Origin of the sequence: Mesorhizobium sp. L-8-10 (assembly GCF_016756635.1) — a bacterium.
GTDB lineage: Bacteria > Pseudomonadota > Alphaproteobacteria > Rhizobiales > Rhizobiaceae.
The window spans coordinates 2328490-2353979 of the sequence record NZ_AP023263.1 but is presented as its reverse complement, the minus strand read 5'-3'; the positions used below and the strand labels follow the sequence as shown (position 1 = coordinate 2353979).

The 25490-nt window shown below is 61.8% G+C and carries 32 protein-coding genes; 5 read left to right on the top strand and 27 right to left on the bottom strand.

What is annotated here, in order from left to right:
* Positions 1-126: 126 nt before the first annotated feature.
* The 3 genes from JN280_RS11095 (at position 127) to JN280_RS11085 (ending at position 1865) form a co-directional block, all read left to right on the top strand.
* Positions 127-885 carry a prephenate dehydrogenase gene (locus JN280_RS11095; protein WP_202312159.1) on the top strand — a complete coding sequence of 253 codons (759 nt, stop codon included), beginning with the start codon at positions 127-129 and terminating at the stop codon, positions 883-885.
* A 116-nt stretch (positions 886-1001) separates the two neighbouring features.
* Positions 1002-1406: an ATP-binding protein gene (locus JN280_RS11090; protein WP_210387839.1), complete on the top strand. Its 405-nt coding sequence runs from the start codon at positions 1002-1004 to the stop codon at positions 1404-1406.
* A gap of 129 nt (positions 1407-1535) precedes the next feature.
* Positions 1536-1865: a hypothetical protein gene (locus JN280_RS11085; RefSeq protein WP_202312157.1), complete on the top strand. Its 330-nt coding sequence runs from the start codon at positions 1536-1538 to the stop codon at positions 1863-1865.
* Positions 1866-2162: 297 nt separating this feature from the next.
* Here the strand turns inward: JN280_RS11085 and JN280_RS40290 are convergent, their stop codons facing one another.
* The 5 genes from JN280_RS40290 to JN280_RS11065 all read right to left on the bottom strand — a co-directional run bounded on the left by JN280_RS40290 (position 2163) and on the right by JN280_RS11065 (position 7192).
* Positions 2163-2417 carry a DUF7668 domain-containing protein gene (locus tag JN280_RS40290; protein WP_446720841.1) on the bottom strand — a complete coding sequence of 85 codons (255 nt, stop codon included), beginning with the start codon at positions 2415-2417 and terminating at the stop codon, positions 2163-2165.
* A 337-nt stretch (positions 2418-2754) separates the two neighbouring features.
* Entirely contained in the window at positions 2755-3087 is a 333-nt protein-coding gene (locus JN280_RS11080) for a DUF7668 domain-containing protein (RefSeq protein WP_202312156.1), read from the bottom strand.
* Positions 3084-4484 (bottom strand): hypothetical protein, encoded by a 1401-nt coding sequence (locus tag JN280_RS11075; protein WP_202312155.1) that lies wholly within the window; start codon positions 4482-4484, stop codon positions 3084-3086. The genes JN280_RS11080 and JN280_RS11075 overlap by 4 nt, the downstream gene beginning before the upstream one ends.
* Before the next feature lie 310 nt (positions 4485-4794).
* Entirely contained in the window at positions 4795-6669 is a 1875-nt protein-coding gene (locus tag JN280_RS11070) for a CHASE2 domain-containing protein (RefSeq protein ID WP_202312153.1), read from the bottom strand.
* 22 nt (positions 6670-6691) lie between these two features.
* A complete protein-coding gene (locus tag JN280_RS11065) occupies positions 6692-7192 on the bottom strand; it encodes a FecR domain-containing protein (RefSeq protein ID WP_244743204.1) in 501 nt (166 codons plus the stop codon).
* A 34-nt stretch (positions 7193-7226) separates the two neighbouring features.
* On the opposite strand from JN280_RS11065, the gene JN280_RS11060 reads away from it, so the two are divergent.
* Positions 7227-7655: a DUF982 domain-containing protein gene (locus tag JN280_RS11060; RefSeq protein ID WP_210387838.1), complete on the top strand. Its 429-nt coding sequence runs from the start codon at positions 7227-7229 to the stop codon at positions 7653-7655.
* Between the two features lie 545 nt (positions 7656-8200).
* On the opposite strand, the gene JN280_RS11055 is transcribed toward JN280_RS11060, so the two are convergent.
* From JN280_RS11055 to JN280_RS11035, 5 genes are all read right to left on the bottom strand, one after another.
* Positions 8201-8431: a hypothetical protein gene (locus JN280_RS11055; protein WP_202312147.1), complete on the bottom strand. Its 231-nt coding sequence runs from the start codon at positions 8429-8431 to the stop codon at positions 8201-8203.
* 233 nt (positions 8432-8664) lie between these two features.
* Complete coding sequence (locus tag JN280_RS11050; RefSeq protein ID WP_202312144.1) at positions 8665-8838, bottom strand: hypothetical protein; 174 nt, start codon at positions 8836-8838, stop codon at positions 8665-8667.
* Between the two features lie 196 nt (positions 8839-9034).
* On the bottom strand, positions 9035-9277 hold the full coding sequence (locus tag JN280_RS11045) for a hypothetical protein (protein WP_202312142.1): 243 nt from the start codon (positions 9275-9277) through the stop codon (positions 9035-9037).
* Positions 9274-9486, bottom strand: coding sequence for a hypothetical protein (locus JN280_RS11040; protein ID WP_202312141.1), 213 nt, complete (start codon positions 9484-9486; stop codon positions 9274-9276). The genes JN280_RS11045 and JN280_RS11040 overlap by 4 nt, the downstream gene beginning before the upstream one ends.
* Position 9487: 1 nt before the next feature.
* Positions 9488-10168 (bottom strand): glycoside hydrolase family 108 protein, encoded by a 681-nt coding sequence (locus tag JN280_RS11035; protein WP_202312140.1) that lies wholly within the window; start codon positions 10166-10168, stop codon positions 9488-9490.
* A gap of 246 nt (positions 10169-10414) precedes the next feature.
* Between JN280_RS11035 and JN280_RS11030 the strand changes: the two genes are divergently transcribed.
* A complete protein-coding gene (locus tag JN280_RS11030; RefSeq protein WP_202312139.1) occupies positions 10415-10744 on the top strand; it encodes a hypothetical protein in 330 nt (109 codons plus the stop codon).
* 17 nt (positions 10745-10761) lie between these two features.
* On the opposite strand, the gene JN280_RS11025 is transcribed toward JN280_RS11030, so the two are convergent.
* The 17 genes from JN280_RS11025 to JN280_RS10945 all read right to left on the bottom strand — a co-directional run bounded on the left by JN280_RS11025 (position 10762) and on the right by JN280_RS10945 (position 25266).
* Positions 10762-11589, bottom strand: a complete 828-nt coding sequence (locus tag JN280_RS11025; protein ID WP_202312138.1) for an FkbM family methyltransferase — start codon at positions 11587-11589, stop codon at positions 10762-10764.
* Positions 11590-11927: 338 nt separating this feature from the next.
* Positions 11928-12788, bottom strand: coding sequence for an ABC transporter C-terminal domain-containing protein (locus JN280_RS11020; protein ID WP_202312137.1), 861 nt, complete (start codon positions 12786-12788; stop codon positions 11928-11930).
* A 3-nt stretch (positions 12789-12791) separates the two neighbouring features.
* Positions 12792-13085 (bottom strand): hypothetical protein, encoded by a 294-nt coding sequence (locus JN280_RS11015; protein WP_202312136.1) that lies wholly within the window; start codon positions 13083-13085, stop codon positions 12792-12794.
* 3 nt (positions 13086-13088) lie between these two features.
* Positions 13089-14540: a hypothetical protein gene (locus JN280_RS11010; RefSeq protein ID WP_202312134.1), complete on the bottom strand. Its 1452-nt coding sequence runs from the start codon at positions 14538-14540 to the stop codon at positions 13089-13091.
* Positions 14541-14769: 229 nt separating this feature from the next.
* A complete protein-coding gene (locus JN280_RS11005) occupies positions 14770-15315 on the bottom strand; it encodes a hypothetical protein (RefSeq protein ID WP_202312132.1) in 546 nt (181 codons plus the stop codon).
* A 330-nt stretch (positions 15316-15645) separates the two neighbouring features.
* A complete protein-coding gene (locus tag JN280_RS11000) occupies positions 15646-17166 on the bottom strand; it encodes a tail fiber domain-containing protein (protein WP_202312130.1) in 1521 nt (506 codons plus the stop codon).
* The gene (locus JN280_RS10995) at positions 17167-17637 is read right to left on the bottom strand and encodes a hypothetical protein (protein WP_202312128.1); all 471 of its coding nucleotides are present in this window, start codon (positions 17635-17637) and stop codon (positions 17167-17169) included.
* Positions 17637-18071, bottom strand: coding sequence for a hypothetical protein (locus JN280_RS10990; RefSeq protein ID WP_202312126.1), 435 nt, complete (start codon positions 18069-18071; stop codon positions 17637-17639). The genes JN280_RS10995 and JN280_RS10990 overlap by 1 nt, the downstream gene beginning before the upstream one ends.
* A 4-nt stretch (positions 18072-18075) precedes the next feature.
* Positions 18076-18423, bottom strand: coding sequence for a hypothetical protein (locus tag JN280_RS10985; RefSeq protein ID WP_202312125.1), 348 nt, complete (start codon positions 18421-18423; stop codon positions 18076-18078).
* A gap of 421 nt (positions 18424-18844) precedes the next feature.
* Positions 18845-19054 (bottom strand): hypothetical protein, encoded by a 210-nt coding sequence (locus JN280_RS10980; RefSeq protein ID WP_202312124.1) that lies wholly within the window; start codon positions 19052-19054, stop codon positions 18845-18847.
* Between the two features lie 375 nt (positions 19055-19429).
* Positions 19430-20503: a hypothetical protein gene (locus tag JN280_RS10975; protein WP_202312123.1), complete on the bottom strand. Its 1074-nt coding sequence runs from the start codon at positions 20501-20503 to the stop codon at positions 19430-19432.
* An 18-nt stretch (positions 20504-20521) separates the two neighbouring features.
* Positions 20522-21985, bottom strand: coding sequence for a hypothetical protein (locus JN280_RS10970; protein ID WP_202312122.1), 1464 nt, complete (start codon positions 21983-21985; stop codon positions 20522-20524).
* Positions 21982-22596 (bottom strand): phage adaptor protein, encoded by a 615-nt coding sequence (locus tag JN280_RS10965; RefSeq protein WP_202312121.1) that lies wholly within the window; start codon positions 22594-22596, stop codon positions 21982-21984. The genes JN280_RS10970 and JN280_RS10965 overlap by 4 nt, the downstream gene beginning before the upstream one ends.
* A complete protein-coding gene (locus tag JN280_RS10960; protein ID WP_202312119.1) occupies positions 22597-22929 on the bottom strand; it encodes a hypothetical protein in 333 nt (110 codons plus the stop codon).
* Positions 22916-23107: a hypothetical protein gene (locus JN280_RS10955; protein ID WP_202312117.1), complete on the bottom strand. Its 192-nt coding sequence runs from the start codon at positions 23105-23107 to the stop codon at positions 22916-22918. The genes JN280_RS10960 and JN280_RS10955 overlap by 14 nt, the downstream gene beginning before the upstream one ends.
* 142 nt (positions 23108-23249) lie before the next feature.
* Positions 23250-24251 carry a DUF5309 domain-containing protein gene (locus tag JN280_RS10950; protein ID WP_202312115.1) on the bottom strand — a complete coding sequence of 334 codons (1002 nt, stop codon included), beginning with the start codon at positions 24249-24251 and terminating at the stop codon, positions 23250-23252.
* Between the two features lie 4 nt (positions 24252-24255).
* Entirely contained in the window at positions 24256-25266 is a 1011-nt protein-coding gene (locus JN280_RS10945) for a hypothetical protein (protein WP_202312113.1), read from the bottom strand.
* Positions 25267-25490: the final 224 nt, after the last annotated feature.

The window sequence follows — 25490 nt, the reverse complement described above, 5'->3', positions numbered from 1 at the left end:
ATTCGGGCCTGTATTACGCGCCGCTTCCTTAGCGGCGGGGTGTTTCGTCATCTTTCAACCGCTGCGTCGCCAGCGGTTGTTTCCCTTAGTCCGTCCCTGGCTTCGCGCTCCCAGCAGAGGTCAGGCATGTTTCGGGAAAGCAACGCACGTCCAACCCTCGGCATCGTCGGTTTCGGCGCCTTCGGACGGCTGATGGCGCGCCATCTTGGGCCCTACTTCCGGCTCTGCGCCTATGATCCGTCGCCGCCGGCCCCTGATGTCGCGGGGTTCGAGGATATCACTTTCGCCGACCTCGAGACCGTCGCACGCAGTCCGGTCGTCGTGCTCGCCACGCCGGTCGATCGCATCCGCGAAACGGTCGCGGCCATCGCGCCCCATATGCAGCCCGGCGCACTCGTTCTCGACGTCGGATCGGTCAAGTCGATGCCCGCCGGGATCATGAAGCAGGGCCTGCCTGATAATGTCGACGTCGTCGCCACGCACCCGTTGTTCGGTCCTCAAAGTGCTGTCGACGGCATAGCCGGGCTGAAGATCGCGGTCTGTCCGATCCGCGGCGGGCAAGGCCGTCGCGTGATCGCCTTTCTCAAAAGTCGGCTACGCCTCGACGTCATCGTCACGACCCCGGAGGCGCATGACCGCGAAGTCGCTGCGGCACAGGGTTTGACCCATCTCATCGCCAAGGTCCTGGTGCGCATGGAGCCGTTGCCGACCGCGATGACGACGCGAAGCTTCGACCTGATCATTGAGGCCGTGGGCATGGTCCGCCACGATACGGCAGAGGTTTTCCACGCCATCGAACGCGCCAACCCGCATGCCCATGACGTCCGCCGGCGCTTCTTCGACCTGGCATCGGCGCTGGACGCCGAACTGGCAGGAGAGACCTGATGCTGGCCGGCGCGGTTCCCCTTCATGCGCGATCTCGCCGGCTTCGACTTTCGAAGCCCATTCCTCGCTCGACAAGGGCCAGGTGCGGGAACTGGCGACCGGCCGCTTCATAGCCCATGGCGAGGCACTGCTGCGGGGTGGGCAAGACCCATCTCGCGGTGGCGATCGGACGCGAGGCGATCGTGGCCGGCCATACGGTGCTGTTCGTGCTGGCGCCGGCGCTGGTGGCCCAACTCGCCAAGGCGCATGCCGAGGGGCGGCTGGAGGAACGGCTCATGCACTTGTCCAAACCCAAGCTGCTGATCGTCGACGAGCTCGGCTATCTGCCGTTCGAGCCTGATGCGGCGCATCTCTTCTTCCAGCTGGTCAGCCGTCGCTGCGAGCGGAGAAGCCATGCTGATCACCTCGACCCGCTCGGTGGGCGAGTGGGCAGCCCGTTCGGGAATCCGGTGGTGGCGACCGCCATCCTCTACAGGCTCCTCCACCATAGCCACGTCGCCACCATCCGAGGCGACAGCTAGCTCGTTCGCATATTCTCGTGCGTCGCGCTCCGACATCGTCACCGGCTTTCCGCCAATCGGCGGCAGCGACCGCCTTACTATATCCGACATTATTTCGCCTCGATCTGTGTCTTGAAGGAGATGCAACCTATGGGTGTCGAAATGCGCGCGCTCGTTACATGGATCTCTCTCCTTTGGGCGGCGATACCTGTCTCGGCGGCTGAGATGTCTGTCTGGATCGTCATGCCCGATGAGACGGTCCTATCGGCGCGGGAGGTCTGCGAAAGCGACCGACGATGCCAGGTCGAAATCGAGGATTGGGGCTATCTGATCGCGCTTGGCGCACAAGGGGTCTTCGACAGTCTCGTTACCTCACCGGATGGCGTACGATACGGCAGGTTGCTGAACTACGACGCGACGAGAGGTTACACGAAGGAACGACTATTCCATTATAGGGACAGCATCGTTGGCCAAGAATGACACTATCTCGGAACGAGATATGTTCAAATACGTTGACTATACACTGATGATTAAAATGAACAGTACGCAATGCCTTGCCACTTCGCGTCCTTTCTCTAGCATAGCATAGCATTCCTCTGATAGTTGCCGCAGGGAAGCGAGGCTTCGAACGCCCGCAGATATGTCAGGCTTGTCGTTCAAACCAGAGCATAAGCCGCCAACGATAGCGGCGAGGGCCGGCATCCTTGTGCTGACCGTGAGGGTCACTTGGCCCGGCGACTTCCCGAGACCGGAGACCTCTATCGGTGTTTCGAGCACTCAGGGGACATGACATCCGTCCAATCTTACGCGAATCTCGCCGTTGTCTTGAGTAAAGGAGAGCGTGAGGCACATGTCCGATTCTCCCTCTTCCTTGCTCCACAATGGCACGATCGTAAACCAGCTCTTTCCATCTCTCGTCTCCATTATCTCCAGATCGTCATAAGCGTCTTGAGTTGGCGAGACAAAGGTTGCCGGATATTCATCCAGGGCCCTATAGACTTCTGCCCTGGTTGCGCGCGACCTCTGATATATCCCGAAATGATCATTCCGGTCCCGTAGCGACGAGATCGGAAATCTTCCAGCAGATGCTCTTGATCAAATCGGCGGTCATTTTGGCTTTCTCTGTTGCCCGGCACAGGCGCGCGCCGGATCGGCGTTTCGGCTGCGAACCAAGGAAACTTCGAATACTGCGCAACCTCCCAAGCCAGAGTGCAGAGCTCCAGCCTTTCCACGATCTCAGTAGCGTTCCGGCATCTGCTACATTGTTTGCCGAAGCCGCCGCTGAATGTTGGTCGTAAGATAGCCAATGGCAGGAACCGCGTCGCCTTCGTCTCCTTGGACGCCCTCTAAGCTCCGGTGACCCTCGTCTTCAGGGCACGTAACAGTCATCCAAACTGACACGAATATCGTCGCCCTCCTGGGCAAAGGTAAGCATGAGGCACAAATCCGAGGCCCCTTCCTCTTTGCTCCACAATGGCACCTCAACGGACCACGTCCCGTCGTTTTCTTCCGTGACTTCCAAATCGCTATAGGCAGTCTTGGGTGGAGAAACGAAGGTCGCAGGGTACTCGTTCATGACCCGATGAAGATCAGCCCTGTTCACAAGTGATTGTTGAAATATCCCGTACTGATCGTTCCTCCCCCTGGTCGCGACGAAATCGGAAATCTTCCAGCAGATGCTCCTGATCAAATCGCCGTTCATTTCGGCTTCCTTCTGTTTCCCGGCACCCGGATCGGTGTCTCAGGCGTCACTCGGATAAACTTCAGATACTGAGCAAGCTCCCACGCCGCATAATTACGCTCTAACGGCGACAGGCCGTGATACTTCCATAACCCGTCAACGGCCAGGATGACCTCGTCGATTATGTTCTCGGTCAACGCACGCCTTTGCATTTGAGTTATCTCATAGTGTGCAGTACCGGGCATTGTGGAAGGCCCTTCAACACGGACAGCAGGAGCGTCCTTGTCATTGTAGCCACGGATATCCCTCATCGCCGCTTGTTGCACAGGATGATGTTTCTCCTTCCCTTTCTCTTTCTCCAGGAAACGATGCGGTTTCGTAATCGATGGCCCATGAGGATCGCCCAAAGGCCCAACCCATTTTGCAGGCCCATTGCGATAGTAAAAAGGCTGGCTTCCATCTAACTCTTGGCGAAGGAAGGCAACGATGGATTCTTCCCAGTTATCACCGAGGGCTTCGGGACGCTCAAGTGCCAACCATCCCGGATATGCGGTATCCAAGCCCTCCGTGGGCGTCCCGTAGAACGAACGATATCCATCGAATTGCACGGGAAGCTGCTGGCCATCGGCGACACCCTTCGCCGCGCCGTTGTTCGCCAGAGCCCGCTTGATCGTCTCAAGCGGATAGCCCCGTTGCTGCAAAGCCCGGATGAGAGCGATCTTGGCGTCTGCCAGCGCACTGGATCGTGCGAAGGCTGTTGCCGTTTGCGCCACCCTTTGCGGGGAGACGGCTGCCACCCCACCGCCTGCAAGCGCTCCGAAGAGCCGCGCCCATGGTTCCCAAGGGGTATTTTCAGTGAGTTGTCCCGCCGTTTCGGAGGCCACGGCCGGAACGGCCACCATCGCGGCTTTTCGAATCGGCCCGCCTGGCAGAAAGGCTCCGCCGAGAAACTCCGTACCTGTGTAGGCATATCGGCCGGCTGTCGTTTGAGGCTGATAGTTTCTACCCAGGATAGGGTCGGTGATCTTGCGCCGGATACTCTCGGAGGAAGGGAGCCTCGACCACATCGTCACGTTGGAGGTGATGTGGCGGAGGCGGTCTTTATCCTCCTGTGACCCCCCGGTCTTTTCCAGTATCCATTGGACAAGCCGGCCCTGAAGGTTGCTGAAGTCGCCGCCTGCGCCGACGGCACCTTCGGCGGCCGAGCGCAGGCCCGCCGGCATCGAATGAGCGACATCGCCCCATGGGTCGATCGGTTTGGGGGCTCCTGGACCGTAGCTGTTGCGGCCGTCCCTCGATGCGAATGTCTTGGCTCTTTCGTATGAGCCGAGATCTTCGATTGGACCGCGCCCCAGCAGCCACGATGCGATTTCCTCCCGCGACGCAGGGCGATAAGCCCCGGCCTGAAATTCGGTCATGCTCTCTCCTGATTTTTGGCTGTGAGAATTGTGTGCGGCGCGAGGCCGCAATGGCGGCAGCGACGTCCGTCGACGTGCGAAGGGATGACTTCGGGCGGCCCGCGAAATCAGATGGTCGGGGAGCCGAAAGCGGCGTTAGACAGCCGCAGCGCAACCAATCCGCCGGCAACTTTCTGACCGGCGAACTACCAGAATCGAGATTTTGGGAGCGTGCCCCGGCTTGACCGGAGGAGACCGAAGAACGAAGTACTATTTACGGGTGTTGGCAGAAGCAGATCGCCAGCCTACGCGCTGCAGCTTCGGGGCATTCCTACGCCGGCGGACCGTCCTGAGATTCGCTTCCATGCCATAGCCAGACGTCGATCGACCCGCTGCGACCTCGGATCTGCGTCGGCTGCGGGCCGCTGAGCGAGGTCGGTGCGAGACACTCAGGGCCGGCTGCCTGCAGCAGGTCGTCGCTCAGGGCCGCCTGAGCCTTGGCTGCCGCGGCGACTTCCATCAGACGGCTCGCGACATTGGCCGTGTCGCCGGTGACTGCGACATGTTGCTGGTTTTGACCGCCGAGCCGCGACGCCACGATCGCCCCGAAATGCGCCCCGATCTTGAAGCCTATCCTGGCCGCGACAGGTGCAGGCAGAAAGGTTAGCCAAGTCTTCATGGCGCCGGCCAACGCGACACAGAAACGGGCCGCCCATGCGGCGTCCTCGATATCCGGCTTCGGCAGGCCGAACACGATCATGGCGCCGTCACCGGAAAATCCGGTTACGACGCCATGATGTCGTGCCGCCTCTTCGTCGACCAACGTATAAAAACCGTTGAGCAGATCGCTCGTCGCCTTCGGCCCGGTTGTTTCGCTGAGCCCCGTGAAGCCGGATAGGTCGATGAACACGACTGCAGCGTCCAGATGAAGGGGCTCCGCGAGAAAGGTCTCGTCTTGCGCCAGCCATCTTTCCAGGCCGGCGCCTTGGACCCTTTGGAGCAGCAGACTCTGTCCGGCGAAACGTGACGCACGACGTCGGTCGAGCCAGAGTTGGACCGCCCCGAAAAGGATGAGCGGAGGCAGTGCGGCGGCCGCCGGCAAAGCGAGGCTGAGCCAGGTGCCGTGGAAGAAGGCCGTAAAGTTGAGCGCCAGCCAGACCAGCAAGACACCCAGCATGGCGACAAACCCGGTGACACTCCTTCGCCAGGCCAGCAAAGCGACGAGAATCATGGGCAGGATCGTTGCCACGCCGGCGTCGACGAGCCGCACTGTGCGGTCCCGAACGATCCCTCCGCTGTCGAGAAGTTGCGCGATCGCCGTCGAAATGATTTCGACGCCGGGCATGATCGGATCGAAAGGCGTGGGAAACACATCGCCGCCGCCGGTGACCGTCGCTCCGATCACCACGATGCGGTCCTTGAACGCTTCGGGAGCGACGTTCCCGTCCAGCAGGGTTGCTGCGCTCACCGTGCGGATCGTGCCGCGCGGACCATAGAAATCGATCGGCAGAATCTGGCCTATGTCGGTTCTGACGGCACGGTTGCCGAGCCACAACTTGTCAGTGTCGATCACGGGGCTTTCGCCGGTCGCGGCGGCAGCGACGCGCAGAGGCAAGGAAGCCTCCAACTGACCGCTGGCCCGGAACAGCATGGGCACCGCGCGGGGCGTGCCGCTTCGGTCCGTGGCGACGTTGACCACGCCGACGCCTGCCGCGTTAGAGAATCTCTCCTGAGGCAAGAGGAAGCGTTCGGCGATCGGGACTCGGGCCAAAGGGTCGTCGCGACTGTCGGTGAGTCTCTGTTTCACCGATGGAAATATGGCTGCCGCGGCGATCACGCTCGGTTGGCGACGCAGGGCGGTGGCCAACGCCTCGTCGCCGTCGGCGGGACCCGCATCCACCAGGAGCAGATCCACGGCAATGACCCTGGGTTCGTGACGGGCAATCTCCGTGACAATCCTGGCGAGCGAAGCCCGCGCCAGCGGATAGCCGCCCTCGCGATGTACCGCCTCGTCATCGATCGCCACGATGGTCACGAGATCGGGCGGCGTCTTCTTCCCGCGCGCCAGGGTTCGCAAGTCGGCCATCGTCGCTTCGACGCGTTCCAGGAACCATGTGTCACCGCGCCAGTGAACAAAACCGAGTCCGGCACCCCACAGCCCGGTCAGCAGCACCGCGATCAGTATCTGGACTGTCCGCCGGCTCATTCTGTTGTCGTCGCTCAGGCGATCACTGGCCGAGCCGCCGGAGCAAGGCGTCACGGCGAGCAACCGGCCAGCGTCGCACCTCCAGAGGGACTGTTCCCGTATCGACATCGACCCCCTCGCCCGGGCCGAGGACGACGCTGTTTCCCGAAGACGCCCTGCGCACGGCGACAGCCCCCCTCACGACAAAGACCGACGTCTTGCCCCGCGCTACATCGACGGCCCATCGTGTGCCGCGAACCGCTGCGATGGCCTGCGGGGTGACCACCTCGAAACCGCGCAGGGCCGCACTCGACGGAGCGTCGATCAGCACTGCCTTGCGGTTCAGGGCGACACCGTCCGTCGAGCCGTCTCCATTTCGGTCCAACAGCCTGTATCTGGCTCCGCCTTCCACGGTGATCGTCAAGCCGCGATCGCAGTGGAGAACGCGTCGGGATGTCCGTGGAACGCTTTCGAGCAGGCATCCCTTGTCGGTGGATTGGGCGAAGCCGTCGCCTTGCCTCAAAAACAGGGTAAGGGCGATCATTGTCGCGCCACGCAAACATCGAGCCGCAACTGTCATGGCTGCTCCTTCGGGCTGCGCCTCCCATCCGGCCAGCCTTTCGCGTGGCAAGCCGGCATCCGGGTTTGTTCAAGGGCTAAGCGCTTCAGGAGGCCTGCGCAAGGCCACATTTGGGAGAGCATGCAACCTCGTGTCGCAACACGCGTTCATCATGAGCCAAGCTTTGAGGCGGGGTCCTGTCATGAATGAAGGATGGTTTGCCAAGCCGGTATCCATTGCGGTCGGGTTTACCGGCGAGATCAGAAACGTATCGAGCGCAAGGCAGGCGATGATCATTCTCGATCACCACTGGCCAGACGAAGGCACCGCAAAATACGTCGAGGCGCGCCATTCCTGCCTCGACGTGTTGCATGGTACGAAGGCTGCCGACATCGCGCGCGAGGCCTTTGCCGCAGCGGCGCGCGAAGCGCGCATTCTGGTCGAGTAGGTTCGGCCGGCGTGCCGGCGGATCGGCTCGACAAGAAGCGGAACAGGCGCATTGGGAGGACGCGATCGGGTTGCCGCGGGCCGCAGCGACCCGAAATGTCGGGGTCGTTCTTTTCCCTGGGGAAATCCGATTCCAAGAAATCACGGTGGCTCGCCTCTCGAGGAGGCACGGGTTCAGGCTCCGCACAAGATGGTTGGTGTCGCCCTGGGCTTCACGGTCTTCAATCCCCGTCGGTCCGCAAGCGCATGACCTCATCTGATCGGGGTCGGGCGACTCGGCCATCCGGCTTTCGTCCTCCCGGAGTTGGAGGCGAATTGCGCACCCTGCCAGCTACGCGAAGCCTCGAAAGCCTCGCTAGGGCACCGAACTGCATCGTGTGGCTCGTCGCCTCGCTATCAGCGCCCGGCACATCGGAGCGACGCAAGAACGAAGGGTCGAAACGTCATCTGCGGCCGACCGCTTGAACGACTGCGATAGCCGAGTTCGTCATCCTTGTCTTGCGGCTTCCCGGCCGCGCCGTGAACTCGTCGTTGCCCTTTCGACGCTCAGGCTCGACCGATCCAAGGGCCCGGCTGCTTCGGGGTTAGGGATGCGTTGAACTGGCGCAGGAGTTCCAGTGTTGCGGAATCGTCCTGCGTCAGCATCCAGCTTGCCACGATCGACATCAGCCGCGCCGGCGCACCGACCGAACCGAGAGCCTCATGCAGTTCCATTGCGATGAGCGTTGTATCCGCCAACGCGCTGCCGGCATCTGCCGGCGACATTTGATCACGCATTCGGATTGCCCCTCAGTAATCCTAAGCGGGCGTAAGTTCTGCTTCCAATGTGTCTTTTGCAAGCCCCTCGAATCACTTTTTCCTCGGCAGCGCCGCAAAACGTTACCCGGCGACAAGACAAGCCCGGACTTATCCACTGATTAGTGGAGGAGATGATGCTCCGAGGGCTTTCTGGTCCGTCAAAACAGTCTTTCGGGCAGCCGACGGTTTTGACCGGCGAGGTCTGGGGCGCCTCATTTCCTTCGCAGCATCAGCACCAGGAACTGCACGAGGATCCACAGCAGGCCTGCGATAGGCAACAATTGCGCCGCTGTATGGGACACCTCGGCCAATGAGGGGAGCCACCATGGCGAGAATACCGCTCCTGCCGCCACGCCGGTGGTGGTCTTGTCGACAAGCGGGTTCATGGTGTCCACCCGCACCAGCGAGTGCCCTTCGCATTGTGGCTGTTGATTTGGTCGAGTTCGATGCGAGGCGTGTCGACCGTCGCATCGCGCCGAGGCTCATTGTGATCGCACCAGACTCCGCGGGGGTTCGCCGTCCTGGTCGTTGCGGAGCAGCCCACGACAAGCGAGGACGCGACCAGAGGAACTGCGATCAGCTTCAGTGCCGCGCCCATTTCAAAGCCTCCCGCCTGGCTTCCGCATCGGACATGGCTGCCGCCTTGCGTTCCTCGCCGGTGGCTTCGCGCCCCATTTCAAGGCGATCCTCGGCGGCCCGCAGTTCTTCGGCTGCGAGTTTGGCACGCTCAAGCCTGGCACCGTCGATGCGCGACTTCACCACAACGCCGATCAGCGCGACGATTGCTGCGCCGGCGACAAAGAGATAGCCGGTAAATCCGATCATTTGCCGATCCTCGTGACAGCCCGCAGCCGGCCGACGATCGCCATGACACCGCCAGAAAACGCCGTGATCGAACCCCAGAGTGTGTAGATGTTTCCCGAGAAGTCGCCGCTTGCCGGGTCGAAGGCAATGCCGGCGAGGCCCAGGGCTGTTGCAATCGACAGCACGCCGCCCCACACGGCGACGGACTGCCACCAACGCTTGGTCTGCATGTCAGGCTCCTTTCGATATGAAGTGGGAGAGGATCAGGGATAGCCAGCCCTTGGGCCGCGGAGACAAAGTGGGCTTGGCAATATCGATTGTTTCGAGTTGCGACGACCGCAACCTGTCGGGGGTTGCCACTTCCTGGATCGGCGACGCGACCTCCGCGGCCGGCCCTCCTGCCCTGGCCATCGCCACCGCCTTGGACCTCACGCCTTCGACGCGCGCTGTCCACCCCTTGCGGAATGTGGGCCACGTTTTCAGACTGCGCAGGAAGCTCATTCGCCTGTCGCACAGTTCTTGAATCACCGTGCCGGATGGCTCCGCTTCAACTGCTGCCAGTGTCTGCGGACCGATCTTGGCGTCCTGCCGCACGTCAACGACCGCCTGAAGATATTTTGCCGCCCGGTCCGGACCGCTGTTCACCGCGAAGTCGAACACCGCATAGTCGACGCCATCGGGCAGATCGTCGGCCGCCACCGCGTTCCAGTAGTGGCGCCGGTAGATGTCCGCAATCTGAACGGTGGTGATGTTGCGCAGATCATCCTTGCCGGCCTTGGGATTCACATATCGCCTGAAGGTCGCGAGCGTGATGCCCTTCATCGTCGCGCCGCCGGGGTCCTTTGGATGGTCCGACCACCCGCCTTCGTGCGTCAGGACGAGTTTTAGCGCTTCCGCGAAATTGCGGTCCATGGCGTATCCTTTCCGGTCGCGGGCGCGACCTGATGCAGGCTTCAGATTGAGGGTGTGCTTAGAGGCGCCGCCTCATCGGAGTGCGGCATGAAGGTCTACGACCTTGCTGGGTTCCCGTGGATCCGGAACGTCAACAAAGATGTCACGCACTAACTCACCTGATTGCCCAGAGCCCGCGCACCGCCCGATTGCTCTAGCGGGAGGAGAAGGATAGTTTAGCGCTGGGAAACAAAAGGGAAGATATCCGTGCTCCGCATCTGGTTGGCGGCTGCGCTGCTGTACTCAACAAGTGCCGATTCGGCCGAAAGCGTCGGTGTTTACGAGAACTGTGCGCGTGTCGGCGACCTAGCTAGACAACTTATGTCAGATCGCCAGCGCGGCATTGAACAATCGAAGGTAATGACCAACGCCCCAGCCGTTCCCGCCTTGAGGGAACTTCTTAGGAGTATGGTTGAGGTTGCCTACGCCTTTCCCGCCTATCAAACGGCAGATATGCGCGATCACGCCGTCACTGATTTCGGCAACTCCCTTGAACTGGCCTGCTACGAAAAAAAGAGAAAGTTAGGCTACGAGTAGTTCTACGACCGGGGCCGTTATCTTCTAGCTGCCAGAACGAGACTTGGGTCGTTGGCGTTTTCGTTAATCCAAGCCCGGAATCCCCAGCGCGAGAGGTCCTCGTTAAATCGTGAAAGGTTATATCCCCCACCCCCAGTCCCGTGCAGTTCGGCTGCGACAACACTGACCCTTCGGAGGAATGACGCATCAGCAAATACCTGCGCTTCGCCACCCTCGATGTCGACCTTCAGCAGGTCTATGTGCTCGACTCCATGCTCCATACAGAGCTGCGCAACGTTTACGCCCCTCACCGAGGCACCATTTCCGGTCGTATTCATTTTGAAACGGGCTGAAGGGCCGGTGTTGGTAATGTAGACCTGTTGATCGGCTTTGGCCGTTAGGCAGACCTGGATGGGGACAATGCGCTTTTCGTGCGCAGTGTTTTCCTTAAGCAAAGCGAAGTTCGCGGGATTGGGCTCTACGCTAAATATGGTTGCCTGTGGATATCGCGCAGCGAAATACAAGGAAGCAAGCCCCGTATTTGCTCCAACGTCTACGATCGTCCTAACCGCTGCCGGCGGGAGCAGTTCTGCCGGAATATCATACGCTCGGCGGGCAAAAATCTCGTAGAAGATAGATATGTCGCTGTCGTGAGGCCGAAGAATAACTGGCGTGTTGTATCCTTCAACGCTTATGCTCATATGGAGCCGCGCGGTCGGGTCGGCTGGGATCCTCAGCCAGTTACGGATATGAAACACCACGGTGCTTCCCATTAGGCATAGCTTGTCGCGAATGCTCCTCGGGACACGAGCGGAGAATTTCATCTCATCCGCGTAGAGAGAGATTTTCTGTGTGAGCCAAGCCAAGGCGGCAGATTCCCCGTTACGACTGTGGCTCAATATCACAGGTGTTGTTGTTTCCAACCGGAAAAGCCCGCCGTCCTCACCTGACGACGGGTTGGCGATCCATCATAGCTCGCCGCGGACAAGCCGCTTCCTCCGACTGAAGTCGTACCGGTGATGAAGGTAAATACTCGGAAACTGAAGAAGCCCGCGGATCAGGGACGGCTGGACACCCGGGCAGTGCCGGAATCCGTACGGCGCGGCCCAAACAGGGAGAAGAGAAGAGCGCGCCAACCGCGAAGTTGCGGTCCATGGGGTGTTTTTCCTACCGTGTGGGCGGCCGGTTGCAGGGTGTCAGGTTTTCAGGAGGGTGAGGCCGCTTCGAGTGCAGCAATTCGAGCTTCCAGGGCCGCAATCTTGGCCTCTGCGGACTCAAGCCTGTCTGCCAGCCAAGGCATCACCGCCCAGAGGTACGGGGTGCGTTTGCTCAGATCCATGCCCCACGGGATGTAGTCGTGGTCGCCCGGATCGCCGACGCCAGGCGATGCAAGGTCTGGTGAGATCGCATAGGACGACTGAGCGCCCCAGCCGACAGCAACCGAGCCGTCAACCTTCCATGCGAACTTGCAGGCGGGATCAGCGCGGATGACGGCCATAGCCTCGAGCGGATCGAACGTCCCCAGGAAATCCTTCAGTCGATCGTCCGACGACGTATTGTAGGCCGTCGCAGACGCGTTGGTGTGGATGCTGCCGACCAAGCCGTTCGGATTGTAGAACTGCGCGTGCTGGACCGTTGCAGTTTCCGTTCGCGAACTGCGGATCGCAGTTGCGGAAATGTCCTTGCCGTAGCTAGCGCCCGTCGTGCTCACCGTGCCGACCGTAAGAGTACTGGGAACGACCACCACACCGCTCGCCCGGAAAGCAGCCACCAGTCGCGAATAGGCTCCGGTCCCGTCACAGGAAACGATCGAGACGCTATCGTTCACATCATTATCCCGGATGCCAAGAACGAGATGGCCAACGCTTGCTCCTTCGATCAGAGCACCAAATGTCGAGCCGGGAACCAGCGCCGAGACGGGCGCGCCGTTGTAGCTGCCATACGCTCCGGTCCCGATCGTGGCTTGCGCTATCGCCATAGAGGAGCTCGATCCAAGGAGCGGCTGCTTGCCGGCCAGTTCGGCATTGACCTCGTTCCGCCAGTCAGCAGAGAAGATCGAGGGCATCGGCTAGCTCTCGATCATTGGCGTAGAGGACCGCATCCGCGCCAGCAGTACCTGATGGCTCGTCTCGTTGGCCTTCACCATCTCGTTGCGGAAGCTCTCGACGGCAGCCCCGGTCTGGCGCTGCTGGCCGCTGTTTTCGATCAGGAGGAGCGGCAGGAAGGCGATGGAGCAGTTCCACTCCTCCACATCCTTGCCTGTGTTGGTGTCCTTCCCCTGGATTTTGCAGAAGAACTTGCATTGAAGCTGGATGCAGTCCTTGCCGATCAGGGGGCAGAAATCTCCGACTATAAGGTGCATGGATCAAGCCGCCTTTTCGCAGATGATGACATCGACATATTGCACTTGAAGGTTCGTCGTGTGGGAGTGCGGTTCGCCGGTGAACGTATGGGTATGGCTGTTGCCTGAGCCTGCCGAACTGGTTGTGCCCGAGTTGATACCAACAGTATGGGTGTGCGCTCCGCCGCCCGCGGTCGCACCTGCGTTCACGTCAACAGCATGAGTGTGCGCACCAGCAGCCGGGATTGATCCGTAATCAGTGTTGGTTCCCCCTGTGGTGCTCGTTGAGCTTCCCGTGGTGTTGTAGAGATAGCCGTTGCCAAGATTGGGATGGGTATGGTTGCCTGCCGAGTTCGTAACTCCAGCCAGCGTTCCCGGACCATGCGTATGAGTGCCGGCGCTCGCTGCGGTACCAGCTAGATTGCCCGGACCGTGAGCATGATTCGGCATCTGCGCAACAGTCAGCGTTGTGTTGCCAACGGTACCGCTCTGTGTCGCATTCGTCGTCGAGCGAGCGCTCGAGAAAACCGCAGAAAATGCAACCGCTCCACCCAAGCTTGCCGAGCCACTGACCACGCGCAATGCCCTATCGTCGATTGACGTATCCTTGGTCCAGCCCGTAGGGGCCGCCGTCTGCTGGAACAGCATGCGTGTGCCAGCGGGAAAAGCATCGACCTTGTTGCCGCCAAGCGTGGACGCGGCATTGAACGTCGCGGCGCCGTTGAAAGTCGTCGCGCCCGATACGGCGAGTGAGGAAGCGGCAACGGCATCGAGTATTGCAGCACCGTTCGCGCGGAAGGCCGCGACCAGCTTCGAATAGTTCCCGGTGCCGTTGAATGAGACGACGGAGACGCTATCGTTGGCGTCGTTGTCCCGGATGCCTAGGACCAGATGGCCGGCGTTCCAGCCTTCGATCAGCGATCCCAACGTGGTGCCCGGAACCAATGACGAAATCGGGGCGGCGGAATAGCTGCCGTATCCGGCGTTGCCGATCGTCGCGCCTGATGCCGAAATTTGCGCGAAATCGTTGGTGTAGGGCGCCATCAGAAGCCAGCCGCCGGCATTGCTGTTGGCCGACGCCGAATAGATTGCCACATAGACACCGCCGACCAGCAGATCCCCTGCCGACAGGTCCACATCGCCAGTGAGCCCCATCTTGCGGATGGCCCTGGAGCCAAGACCGTTCACGTTGAGCGTTGTCGCACCCGTGTTCGCGAGGCCGGAGCGGAACGTGACCATTCGCCCGTTCGCCAGTGACGCGAAGGCCGACCGCGCGGTGAGCGTGCGGGTATTGGCCGTGCCGCCGGCTGACAGCGCCCCGGCGATGTCGTCACGCCATTCGGCGATGCGCCCCATCATCTGGCGGGCACTGTCGTTCACCGAGTCGGGGAACTGGTTTTCCAGCCAATTGATATCGCCGTCGGCGTCGTCGTTGTCGCCGGGCGTCAGGCTCCAGCTATATAGGCTTCCAGCCATTCGGCGCTCCTGATCGATGGGTGCCGCTGAAGATCACAGTGGCAAGGGGTTGGGGTCAGAACTCGAGGGCGACTATCCGGGCCACGGCGCTGCGTCGACTGTGCGGCGGCCCGGCGAACGACCTCAGGTGCGGCCGTCTTGGCTTCGCCCGCACATCACCTGATGTCGTCGCTTCTCTTTGCCGCAAATTGTTTGTCGGAAAGCCGTGGCACACTTTTCCGAAGCCTGCTTAGCCTCGTCTTTGCCGCTCACTGAACCATTGGCGCAGCAATGTCGGGTCGCTCACCAGCAGATCCGCCGTTCCCGCGTCCATGCCTTGGGCGATCAGCCAGTCGCGTGTCTTGTTCTGCCCTCGCGCGGCCATCACGTCCTGCCGGCGATCCTGCTGTTGCTGCATGAGCGTGCTCGCCAGGCCCTGGTTGCGTCCCCATGGATCCGCTGCCGCAATCGCCGGCGCCAACGCTCCCAGGAGTTCGCGCCATCCCCAGCCGCCATCCTGCGACGGGGCTGCCTCGCCTTGCTCCGGCACCAAACGCGTCGGACCGCAGTGTTCCGGCGCTACGGGCGTATCGCGCAGCCCTCCCCATGGATCGCGTTGCAAGGGCTGCGACAGGGCCATCTGGTCTTCCGCAAGGCTCTGCGCGAATGCGGTCACCCGATCGCGTGCAAAACGGCCGGCCAGGTCGCCCCCGAGGGCCGTCTCGAAGGCTTGCGCAACCCGTCCGCTGGCCGCGTCGGGCGGTTGCGCGCCGATTGATCCGTCAACTGGCGGCACGACAAGTTCCGGGCGATGACCCGGATCCGGAAGAAAGTCACGAAAATCAGGCATCGAGGTCACCCTCACATCGTTCGTCGAAGTTGCGATCGTTGGTTCCGAGCATCTTTCTCGACCATCATCCGGCCGAGGAAACCGGTGGCGCCGGCCGGTCCGGCGGCGGGTGGACCATGGTCCGGGCCTGTGGAGTTGACTCTGGCCGCGCCAAGCTTCGCGTACCGCGCTCCGGGCCGGCCACGACAACACAGAGGGCTCGTGCGCCGGTTGCCGCCACTCGGCTCAGCCAACAGCGCATCGGGTTCGCGAGCAGGATCGAGCGAGCCGGCGGACTTACCCCACCGCCAGATCGTAATGTACCGCCTTGAAGCCGCTGCCGGCATCGACGACCGCCTCGGGGTGGCGTTCTTCCACCTCGTCGGCCATGAGGCCGATTTCAGTGGTCGCCTGCCCCTTGTAGCGATAGGCATAGACCGGCAGGCCGTTGTCGAGCATGCCGACCCGGCGGATATCCTCTTTCAGGCGGCGGTCGGAGGCCTTCGGAATGGCGCCGAGCAAAGCCGCGAGGATGCCGCCAAAATTGACCGGCTGGGTTTGTGTCGATGTCTGCGTGCCCCAGTTTCCGGCCGATCCCGTGCCGGTCGTCAGCAGGCTCCCGATCCTCGCCCAGGGCGACATATCGGTCTGCTGCCACTGGTTGATCAGGTCGTTGAGGCCCTGCTGGGTACGGTTGTCGATCGCGCCGCCAAGGCCCATCTGCTGGTTCGCATCGAACACCTTGTTGTTCTGGATGCCGGACAACTGGCCGATCATGTTCAGCATGTTGCTCATCCCCTGATTTTCGAGGCCGGCAGCGTCGAACTGGTTGCCCATCGCCTGCTGGCCGAGGCCCCCGAGCTGCCCGGCCGCGTTGAGCCTGTTGCTGATGTTCTGGCCCTGCGTGTTAGCCGCTCCCTGCGCCGCCCCGAGCCCGAGGTTCTGGCCTTGGAGCCAGTTGCCGATATTCTGGCCCTGGACACCGGCAATCTGGTTGGCGATGTTCGCCCCGAGCTGAGTGCCCTGCATCCGGTTGCCGACGTTCCGATCCTGGACGTTCGCAACGCCGCCGGCCGCGCCGCTCTGGATGCCAAGGCGGCCCTGCTGCGCATTTTCGAGCATGCCGCCCGCCTGCACCTGCCGGTCACGCTCGGCCTGGTAGTTCTGGTTGCGCAGGTTGCTGGCGTTGCTGACGACAGCATCTGCAACCGTACCCTGATGCGCGGCCGAGCCATAACGCCCGCCCGCCGCAAACATCTGGTTCGTCTGGTCGGCAACATCCTGCGAGCCTTTGGCAATGATGTCGTCGAGATAAGGCGAGCCGCCCAGATACAAACCTCCGGCCGTCCCGCTCAGATACTGCTCGGCCGCGCCCGGCTGGCCTGCGCGGTCATACACGTTCTGATGGTTCTGCTGGCCGATCTGCCCCACTTTTCCGGCCTGTCCCATGAACCGCTCGAGGTTGGCGGTGACGATCTGCCCGACGTTCTGCGCGTTGTTGTAGATCTGGTTGAACTGGCCGGACCCGATCTGTCCGGGATTCTGGAACACGGCCGCAGCCTGGTTCATCCAGTTGTTGGCGCCGACACCGCCCATGACATCGCCGATGACGTTCTGCGCAGTCTGGCCGATGCCGCGGTTGCTGATGACATCGTTCGCGGCCTGAATAGGGCCGGTCTGAAGCTGCGTGTTCATGGCGTTATAGGCGGCCGTACCGGGCTGAACCGGCTTTCCCATGCTTCGCGCCCATACCGGGGAACCGGTGTTGGTGCTCGAGGCAGTGCCCTTGTTGCCGCCCTGCGTAGTGGTGCTGCCCATTTACCGACCTCCCCTGCCGCCGCCGTAGACCTGTCTGGTGGTGTAGCCCATCTTTGGCCGGTTGTGCTGCAACCACTGGGTCGCCCTGAGCTTGGTGCCCAGATCGTCGGAATTGGCCCCGAGCAGCACCCAATCCGGGATCGAGTCGGAATTCTGCTGGGGCAGCGACATCGGAAGCTGGCTGTTGCGCTGCTTCATGGACTCGATCTGGGCCTCGATGTCGGCGCTCGGGATCAGCGCATTGATGGATTCGTTCGTAATGGGCTTGCCGGTTCCACCAGTGGCGGCCATCAGCGCATTCATGCCGCCCAGCGTCTGGCTCGACAGAGGCGCCCGGGTCGGCCCGTTGTAGACATTATGGCCGACGCCCGAATTGTAGAGGTTCATTGCTTCCGACGCGGCCTTCTCCAACAGTGGCCTCGCCCATACCGGGGGTTCGTTCGTCTGCTTCGAAGTCGTGCTCTTGCTCATCAAAGTCCCTTTCGCCAGATCACAGCCGCTTCGGCGTAGCCCAGCGGCTCCAGCAGTTTTTTCCAGCCCTTGCGGCCGACCAACTGGCATTCGGTCGTGCCGTGTTCACGCGCGGCCCATTCCTCGATTTCCTTCAGCAGCGGCATGCATTCGCGCAACCGCCGCCCTCCGACCTCGGCCAGAAGCAGTTGCTTCTTCCCCGTCGCGTCGATCGTCACGATCTCGGTGATCGGCGTGAGGATCACCTGGCCCGCCTCGTCGAAGACCAGCCAGAGCTGCCGGCGGCCCTGGGCACATTCCCGGACGATGTTCGAGACGGTCTCATAGGTCCCGAACCGGCGGCAGTAGCGCTCCAGGCAAGCGATGACATCCGGCCATAGAGGTGCCATCTCCGCGACGCTCATGTCCGTGGAGAGACGAATAGTCAGCGCCATCAGGTCACCCGCTGCGGCCAGGGATCTCGGAAATCGACAGGATCACGTCGAGTGCGTTTGCCGTTCCGGCCTGCACCCGGATTTGATCGCTTTCGTTGAGCGCGAATGCCTCCAACGGCAACCACACCTGGCCGTTGGCCGGTACCGCGTGCTGGAACAGCAGCCTGAACTGATCATTGGCCGCCGAATTGAACCAGTTCACCGTCGCGACCACGTTCGATCCGGTGACGTTGGCCAGCCGAATGCCGATCACCTGCACATAGCCGACCGCGGTGAAGATGGTCGTGTTGCCCGTCGACGTCAGATGGGCGCTGATCAGCCGGCAGGCATTGGAGACGAAGTTACCGCTCATGGACTCTACCTGTCATCTTGAGCCGGCTGATTCAGCAGAAGCTGCGCAAGCAGTCCTGTGGAGCGCCGGGTTTTGACGTCGCTTGCCCCCTCAGGTTCGATACCGTGGATGGCCGACCTTGGCTGATCGGCCGGCACCGTCACCTCGAAGCGGTGGAAACCGCCCGCTTGCCCCGCCCGGGAAGGCCGGTCTTTGTCGAAACGTTGGCCGGGTTCTTCCAGTTTCTTTGACCGCCGGCACGATCCCGGACTTCAGTGCGGCCGAAAATCTCGGGAGCGTCACAGAGCGGCCGAAACCCGGTCACGACGCTTCGCGTCCCACTGGTCAGTTCGATACCCCGGTTGCACGTGCAGAGGATCTTCGTCTCGGCCTGCACTCGGATTTGATCGTTCTCGTAGAGTGCGATGGCCTCGAGCGGCAGTCACATCTGTTCGTTGGCCGGCACGGCGTGTTGGAACAGCAGATGATACTGGTCATTGACCCCGGAACTGAACCGGCTCGCCGTCGCGACCGCGTTCGATCCAGCGATATTGGCCAGACGAATGCCGATCACCTGCACATAGCCGACCGCGGTGAAGACGGTCGTGTTGCCCGTCGTCGTCAGATGCGCGCCGATCAGCCCGGCAGGCATAGGAGACGAAATTGCCGCTCATGAGCCTACCTGTCGTCTTGAGCTGGCTGGTTCAGCAGAAGCTGCGCGAGCAGTCCGGTAGCGCCGGGTTCTGGCATCGCTTTCTGTACCGGAATCTGATATGATTTCAGCGAGCAACAGCTCGGAGAAAGATAGTGTTCCACACCTACATCCTCGCGGCTTCCGGCAATAAGGTCGATATAGACCGCGCATCGTTCTTGATGGACAAGGGGCTACTACAGGAAGCGATTGACGCCATGGAAGAAGAAAAGGCCACCTGTCCTCGGGAAGACGCTCTATATGGCCCACAATGGATCTGGGACTACTATTGCGAACGACATGCAGAAAGATACGGGGGGGGCTTCGAGCCTGATGTCAGTCCTGATTGGGATCAGGGCGGGACGCCAGCCCGAAAAGCCCTGGAGTTAACGCCCCAAGAGATAGAAGAATTCCTCGCTTGTCTGCCTTTCCGGGGTCAAAAGCGGCCTGGGCAGACCTGATCCCGAACCCGTTAAGCTTTCGAACGTCCCGGCCTGAATCGATCGCGTTGAAGCCCGCGTCCCTGAACACATTCTCAAGGGCGCGGCTTTTCGATACAAGTTCATGCGTCAAGGTAGCGCCCGGCGCATCTGTAATCATCTGATCCGGCCTCGCCTTCCCGAACCCGACCATATATTCCGGCGAGCGCTCGAACTGTGTGGCCAGTTGCGCGGCAAGTTGCGGGTCATGCGCCATAGCACTCTCGACAAGCCGGCCGTACTCTCCCGCCGTCATCGGCCTGCCGATCGTGAACGCCTTCGAGAGGTCAAGCCTGAATTCACGCGGGTCAGGCTGGCCGCCCTTCTGCGCGAACCCTGCGGCGTATTCTCTGTCCCGCGAGAAATGCGCGCCGCTCGGATATTCGTTGGGCAGCTTCCCGTTAGCCTCTCCTCGCCAGAACACATCGTCGGAATAACCCATGGCCTTGGCCCGCGCCATCCGGCTTGCTTCGTCCATCGGCAGTTCCGAGATGACATCGTTTGTCACTTTGGCGGCCACGGTCGGGGAAGCCTTCTTCGCAAGCTTGCCGACAAGCTTGCCGCCGGGTATGGCTCCGATTGCCGCCGTTGCCATCCCCAGATAGTCGCCGGAATTGTAGGCACGGCCGCCGTCTTCGCCCGCCAATAGAGCGCCAGCTCCGGGAACAAGATCGATCACGGCGCCAACGTTGCTGCGCATTTCATGGGCTTTCGAAGAACTGAAGCCCGCAGCCCTGGCGGCGTCAAAGACGCGGTCTCCAATCCACTCGCGCTTGGTCGGCTCGTAGGCCTTCAAAACGGCATTTCTGCCGCGCGACGCCGCCAATGCCTCCAACACACCGGGCACATAATTCCGAGGCGCCCTGCCGGGCGGCGAATAGTCGATCGGCGCATCGATCGGTTCGCTCAGAAGATCAAGAATACCGGCCATCATTCACTCTCCGAAACATCATTGCTGTCCCTCGGGCTGGCCCTCCGGGTCAACGCCGTGGATGGCCGACCATGGCTGATCGGCCTGCACCGTCACCTCGAAACGGTGGAAACGCCCGCTTGTCCTCGCCGGGATGAGGCCGGTCTTTGCCGAAACGTCCGCCGGATTTTTCCAGTTTCGCGGGCTGCCAGCGCGGTCTTTGGCAGCGGAACGGCCGGAAACCGACGAAGCATCGCAGAGCGGCCGAAATCCGGTCACGATGGTGCGGCTGCCGCTGGTCAACTCGACATCCCCGGTTTGCAGCACAGCCTGCAGAGGATCGCCGGAGAAGAAGCCGAGCCGCCAGTCCGTATCGAAAGCAGCAATCGTCGGCGTGCCGCCGCTCCATGCGCGGCTGTCGAGCGAATAGGGCAACTGATCGAGCGGAATTCCGAGGCTCGAAAGGCTGTCCAGCGTGAAGCCAGGCGTCGTCGCGTCGATCAGCCCGGTCATGATCCTGTTCGGCTTTAGCAGGCTCCATCGATCCACGCCGTAGTGGTAGAGCAGCACCTTGTCGTAGGAGTTCTCCAAGGTGTTCGCGATCGAGCGATAGGCCCAGTAGACGATCTTCCTGTTCGGATCCTCCGAACCGTAGACGTTGTAGATTTCCTGCCGGGAGATGTCGTCGATGAAGGTGTTGTCGACGCGCTCGACCCCGATGCCGACGGGCGGGATGCCGTATCGATAGAAGCCGTCATCGGACAGGTAGTAGATGCCGCTGCCGGTCGCCACGACGGATTTCGGCGCCATGCATCCGTGGTTGGTCAGCGTCTGCTTGAAGGTCATGACCATGGATGTTTCCAGCGCCAGATTGCCTTCCCTGACGCTTTCGGCGTGGAAGATCAGGCAACCATTGACGCCGCCCGCAAAGCCCATGATCTCGCCGCCGTCGGGGAAGGCCTGGAAGTCCGACGATCTCTGCCGCGGCGACCAGAACTGCGGCTGGTTGAGCCCCGACCACTGCACCATGCGCTGGTTCGTGTTGAGGTGGGACAGCATGACGAAATCGCCCATCGTGCCGACGAGTTTTGCGCGCGGAGCATCGGCCGACAGGTCGGCGAACTGAACGGGACTGTTGAGGTCGATGTACTGGACCGGATCGACGCTGTTGGTTGCGATCAGCCACGAGCCATACTGAGCGAAAGACCAGCGCTCGCTGTCGGCGGTCGAATATCCGCCCGGCTTCGAAACGTCGGTCCACGTCAGCGTGGTGCCGTCGAACATCAGAAGCTTGGTCTTGGTGCCGACAACAAGCACGTAGTTGCCGTTGTTAACATAGCCGAGGTACGACCCCTGAGGACGCTCGGGCAGAGGCTGCGACAGCGCCCGAAACGACGGGAACGGCCCATAGCCGCCCTGGATCGGCAGGACGTTTTCAAGGGAATCGGTCGCCTCGGGATCGAAAGGCGACCGATCCGGCGCGTAGGTGGCGAAGGGGATCATGGGCCGCGCCTCGACATGCGTGCGCTGGCGCGCGAATACACGCCCAGCCTGTCGTCAGCCACCAGAACATCGATAAGCCCGGCCTGCGCATTGGCCATCGCGTCCGCGCGCCCCTGGTTGCCGATATAGATGCTGGCATGCTTCAGGCAGCCGTAGAGATATAGGCCGGGATGTTCCTGCAGCAGCCAGTTGCTGTCCGTCTCGTCGACCATTTCGGGCAGCTTGGCCCAATACTCGAAGCCGATGTCGGCGCTCGTCTTCGGCCGCACGATCAGTTTCGCACCCGAGATCGTGAAGACATTGGGAAGATCGGCGAACTTGTAGGGGTATGCCCAATCCTGATAGGTAGGTGCCACGAATTCGAGGACACGGCGGGGATTGAAGATGGCCGCGACCTCGCGGAACTGCAGATAGTCGGCGGGAATGTCCGCCTCTCCGTCGCTGCCAAGCGTCAAGGTCGCGCTGGTGAGCTGCCGGCGCGTCCTCAGCACCCGGTTCAGATCCGCTTGGCAGAGCGTGACGAAATCGCCGGCGACGGCGGCAAGATCCTGCCGGTCGAACATCCAGTCGGCTATGCTTGCCTTGAGGTCGCCAAGGGTCTGGATGGCCATCTAGACGTTCCCTCTGAACTTGCGGAATTTCTGGTGATCGGCGTCGTTCAGCCACCGCTTGACATAGTTGCGATCACCTTGCCGGTGGGCCTCTGCAAGCTGCTCGTGGTAGATGTTGAGCGGGATGGAGGCCACGACCTTCCCATCGCCGAAGCGACGGCCCAGGCTGTCGTTGTAGGCCTCGGCGTTCTCGTCCAGCAGTTCATCGACGGGCGTGTCGGTGCGGATGACCGCCGTGCCGTTGCCGAGATCCAGCCACCAGCTCGTGACGCCGGTCTGCGGATCGTGGCTGAACAATCGCCAGTCCCCGTCGAAGACGTCACAGGGGGTCATTGCGGGCCGCCAGGCCGCGTTTGACGAGATCCTTCGCCTCGTCCGCCGGAAGCTCGGCCTCCGAACCGGCCGGCATTTTTTCGCCCCCGCCGAGCGGCCAATAGCCTGTGAGCAGCTTCACCGGAAACTTCCTGGCCTTTCTTGGCCCGCCCCCGGCAGGTTCGGAACCCTTGTCCATCATGATCTCCATTCGACTGCGGCAACGAACCCGCAATAGAAACGGTTCGGTCCGGTGCGCGCGAACAACACAGGCGGGCAGCGGCGCATATCCGCCGCTGCGGGCACGGGCCGCCGCGGCAGTTCGCGACGGCCGGATGTCATCAGGAAGCGGCGGTGAGGCCGAACACGTCGGCAATCACGCCATGCGCGGCTTCGTTGCGCACGACGAGCGTCCACTCCGTCTTGATCACGCGCTTGTTGGCATCGCCTGTCTTCGCCGGCTCGTCCTGCTTCATAGGGCGAAGCACGCCGCGCGAGACCTTGTCGGGGTCGATGATGAAGACGTTGCGCGCGAGCGCCGCGCTCGTCGACATGACACGGTTGGGCTCGACCACGAGTTCGCCGAAATCCGACTGGTAGACGTCGGCCGCCGCAAGGATGATGCCTTGCTTCTTCTTCTCCGGCACCTCGCGGCGGAACGGCGCCACATTGGCGTCGCTCATGAAGGTGGAGAAGGTTCGCTTGTTGTAGGGCGACACCATGATGGTCGTCGGATTGCCGCCGGCCTGGTAGGTGCTCTGGATGACGTTGTCCATCAGCGCCTTGGTATAGGCCCGCTGGGTGCCCTCGGTCGCCGCAGCCACCAGGCCCGTATTCGAGTTGAAGCCGCCATCGGCGCCGCCTGCACCACGATCCGCATTGGACTCGAGCCATGCCGGGAAGCCTCCCGAGACACGTGCGGTGGCGTCGTTGCCGGCGTCGGAGCCGACATTGCCGAGACAGGCGAACTCGATGTCTTTCTTGAGTTCGACGCTCGCCTTGGCGAGCTGGTAGCCGAGTTCGGTGTCGCGGCCCGCCTTCCTTACCGCATCCTGTGTCTCGGTGACGATGATGGGCTTCCACGAAATCTGCGTGAAATTCGCGACCCGCTTTGTCGGCGCACGGCCGCTGAAGGTGTAGTCGTCACCTTCGATCTGCGCATTCGCCGCAGGCGTTGCAAGCTCGTCGGTCTGCCAGTCGTGGCGGACGGCCTCGACCTTGCTCGTGCCGATCATGGTGATGAACGGCGTCTCCTGGGGTGTGATGCGATAAATCGCATTCTCCAGGTCTTCACGATTGCCTACGGCGTCGTAGGACGAAAACGTTCCGGCTATCTGGGCCATTTGATTATCCTTTGACCAAATCGAGGAGGACTGCGGCTCCGCTTTCGATGGAGCCGTCACGGCGTAGTTGGTCCCATTTGTCCTTGGATGCGCGGGCCTGCGCTTCCGCCGGTCCGGCACGGCGGCCGGGCCTTTGAAGCGGCAGCGCCTCCCTGGCCTTGGCCTGGGCCTTGGGCCGGTTCGCCATGATCCTTTGATAGGCCATGGCGTCCTTGGCCAGGAGGATCAGGCGATGGTCGTAGACCTGCCCGAGATCCTGCGCGGTGAAGCCGTATTTTTCGATACCTTTCGCCAGATCCGCGTTGAACTGGTTCAATTTCGCGCGGTCGCGCAATTCGGGCATCGCCTTGACGAGATTGTGCATCTCGCCCTGGAGCCACTGCCCGAATACGACTTCGCTCTCGTGGCGGCGCTCGTGATCCGCCTGCTGCCTGGCAGCCGCCAGTTGCCGCAACTGGTCGATCCTCGTGTCGTAGTCGACCTTCTGCTGGATGTAGCCGATGGGATCGCTGTTCAGCAGTGATGGATCGGGCGCTTGCGGCAGATGGGCCGCGGCAAGCTCGATGGCGAAATTGAGGTTCTCGTCGAAAAACTGGGACTTCTGCTGGATTTCCGAAAGCCTGGCCTCCAGCTCCTTGCGGGTGGCTGCGAGCTCCATCGTCTTCCGGCGGTAGTCGGCGTCACGCAAATTGCCTTTGCGCCATTCCTCGACGTCGTCGAGGGTGACCTCGGTTCCGTCCAAGAGGCGGACGTTCGTCGGTTCCTCGGTGCCGTCGCCTTCCTGGGCTGCGTCTTCTTCCGGCGGGCCTTCCCCGAAGGGATCGCCCACTGTCTCGTCTTCCTGGACATGGTCCGGTTCGTGGGCTTCGTTGGCCATCTGTGGCTCGCCTGCCTCGCGCTCCGTGCCGCTCCTGTCCTCCAGCGGATCTCCGCCGAGAAGGGTGGTGAGTTCATGAGCCCCCTGGTCCAGGCTCAAAGCCGAGTTCCCGCTGTCCGGGTTGACTCCATCTTCCATGACAATGCTCCATCAGGCGGTTCCGTGTGGTACCAGCGGTCGATGGTATCGGCCGTTGGAGTGCGCGACGGCGCGGCCCACGCCCGTTGGCCGAAGGCCAAGCGTCCGGAGTGGCCGCGCCGGTGATTGAGGCCGCGTGGATGCGCCAGCACCCACGCCCCCACTGGATGTGTCGACATCCAGTGCCGTTGAAATGATAAGGGCGACCGGTGAGGTCGGCCGCC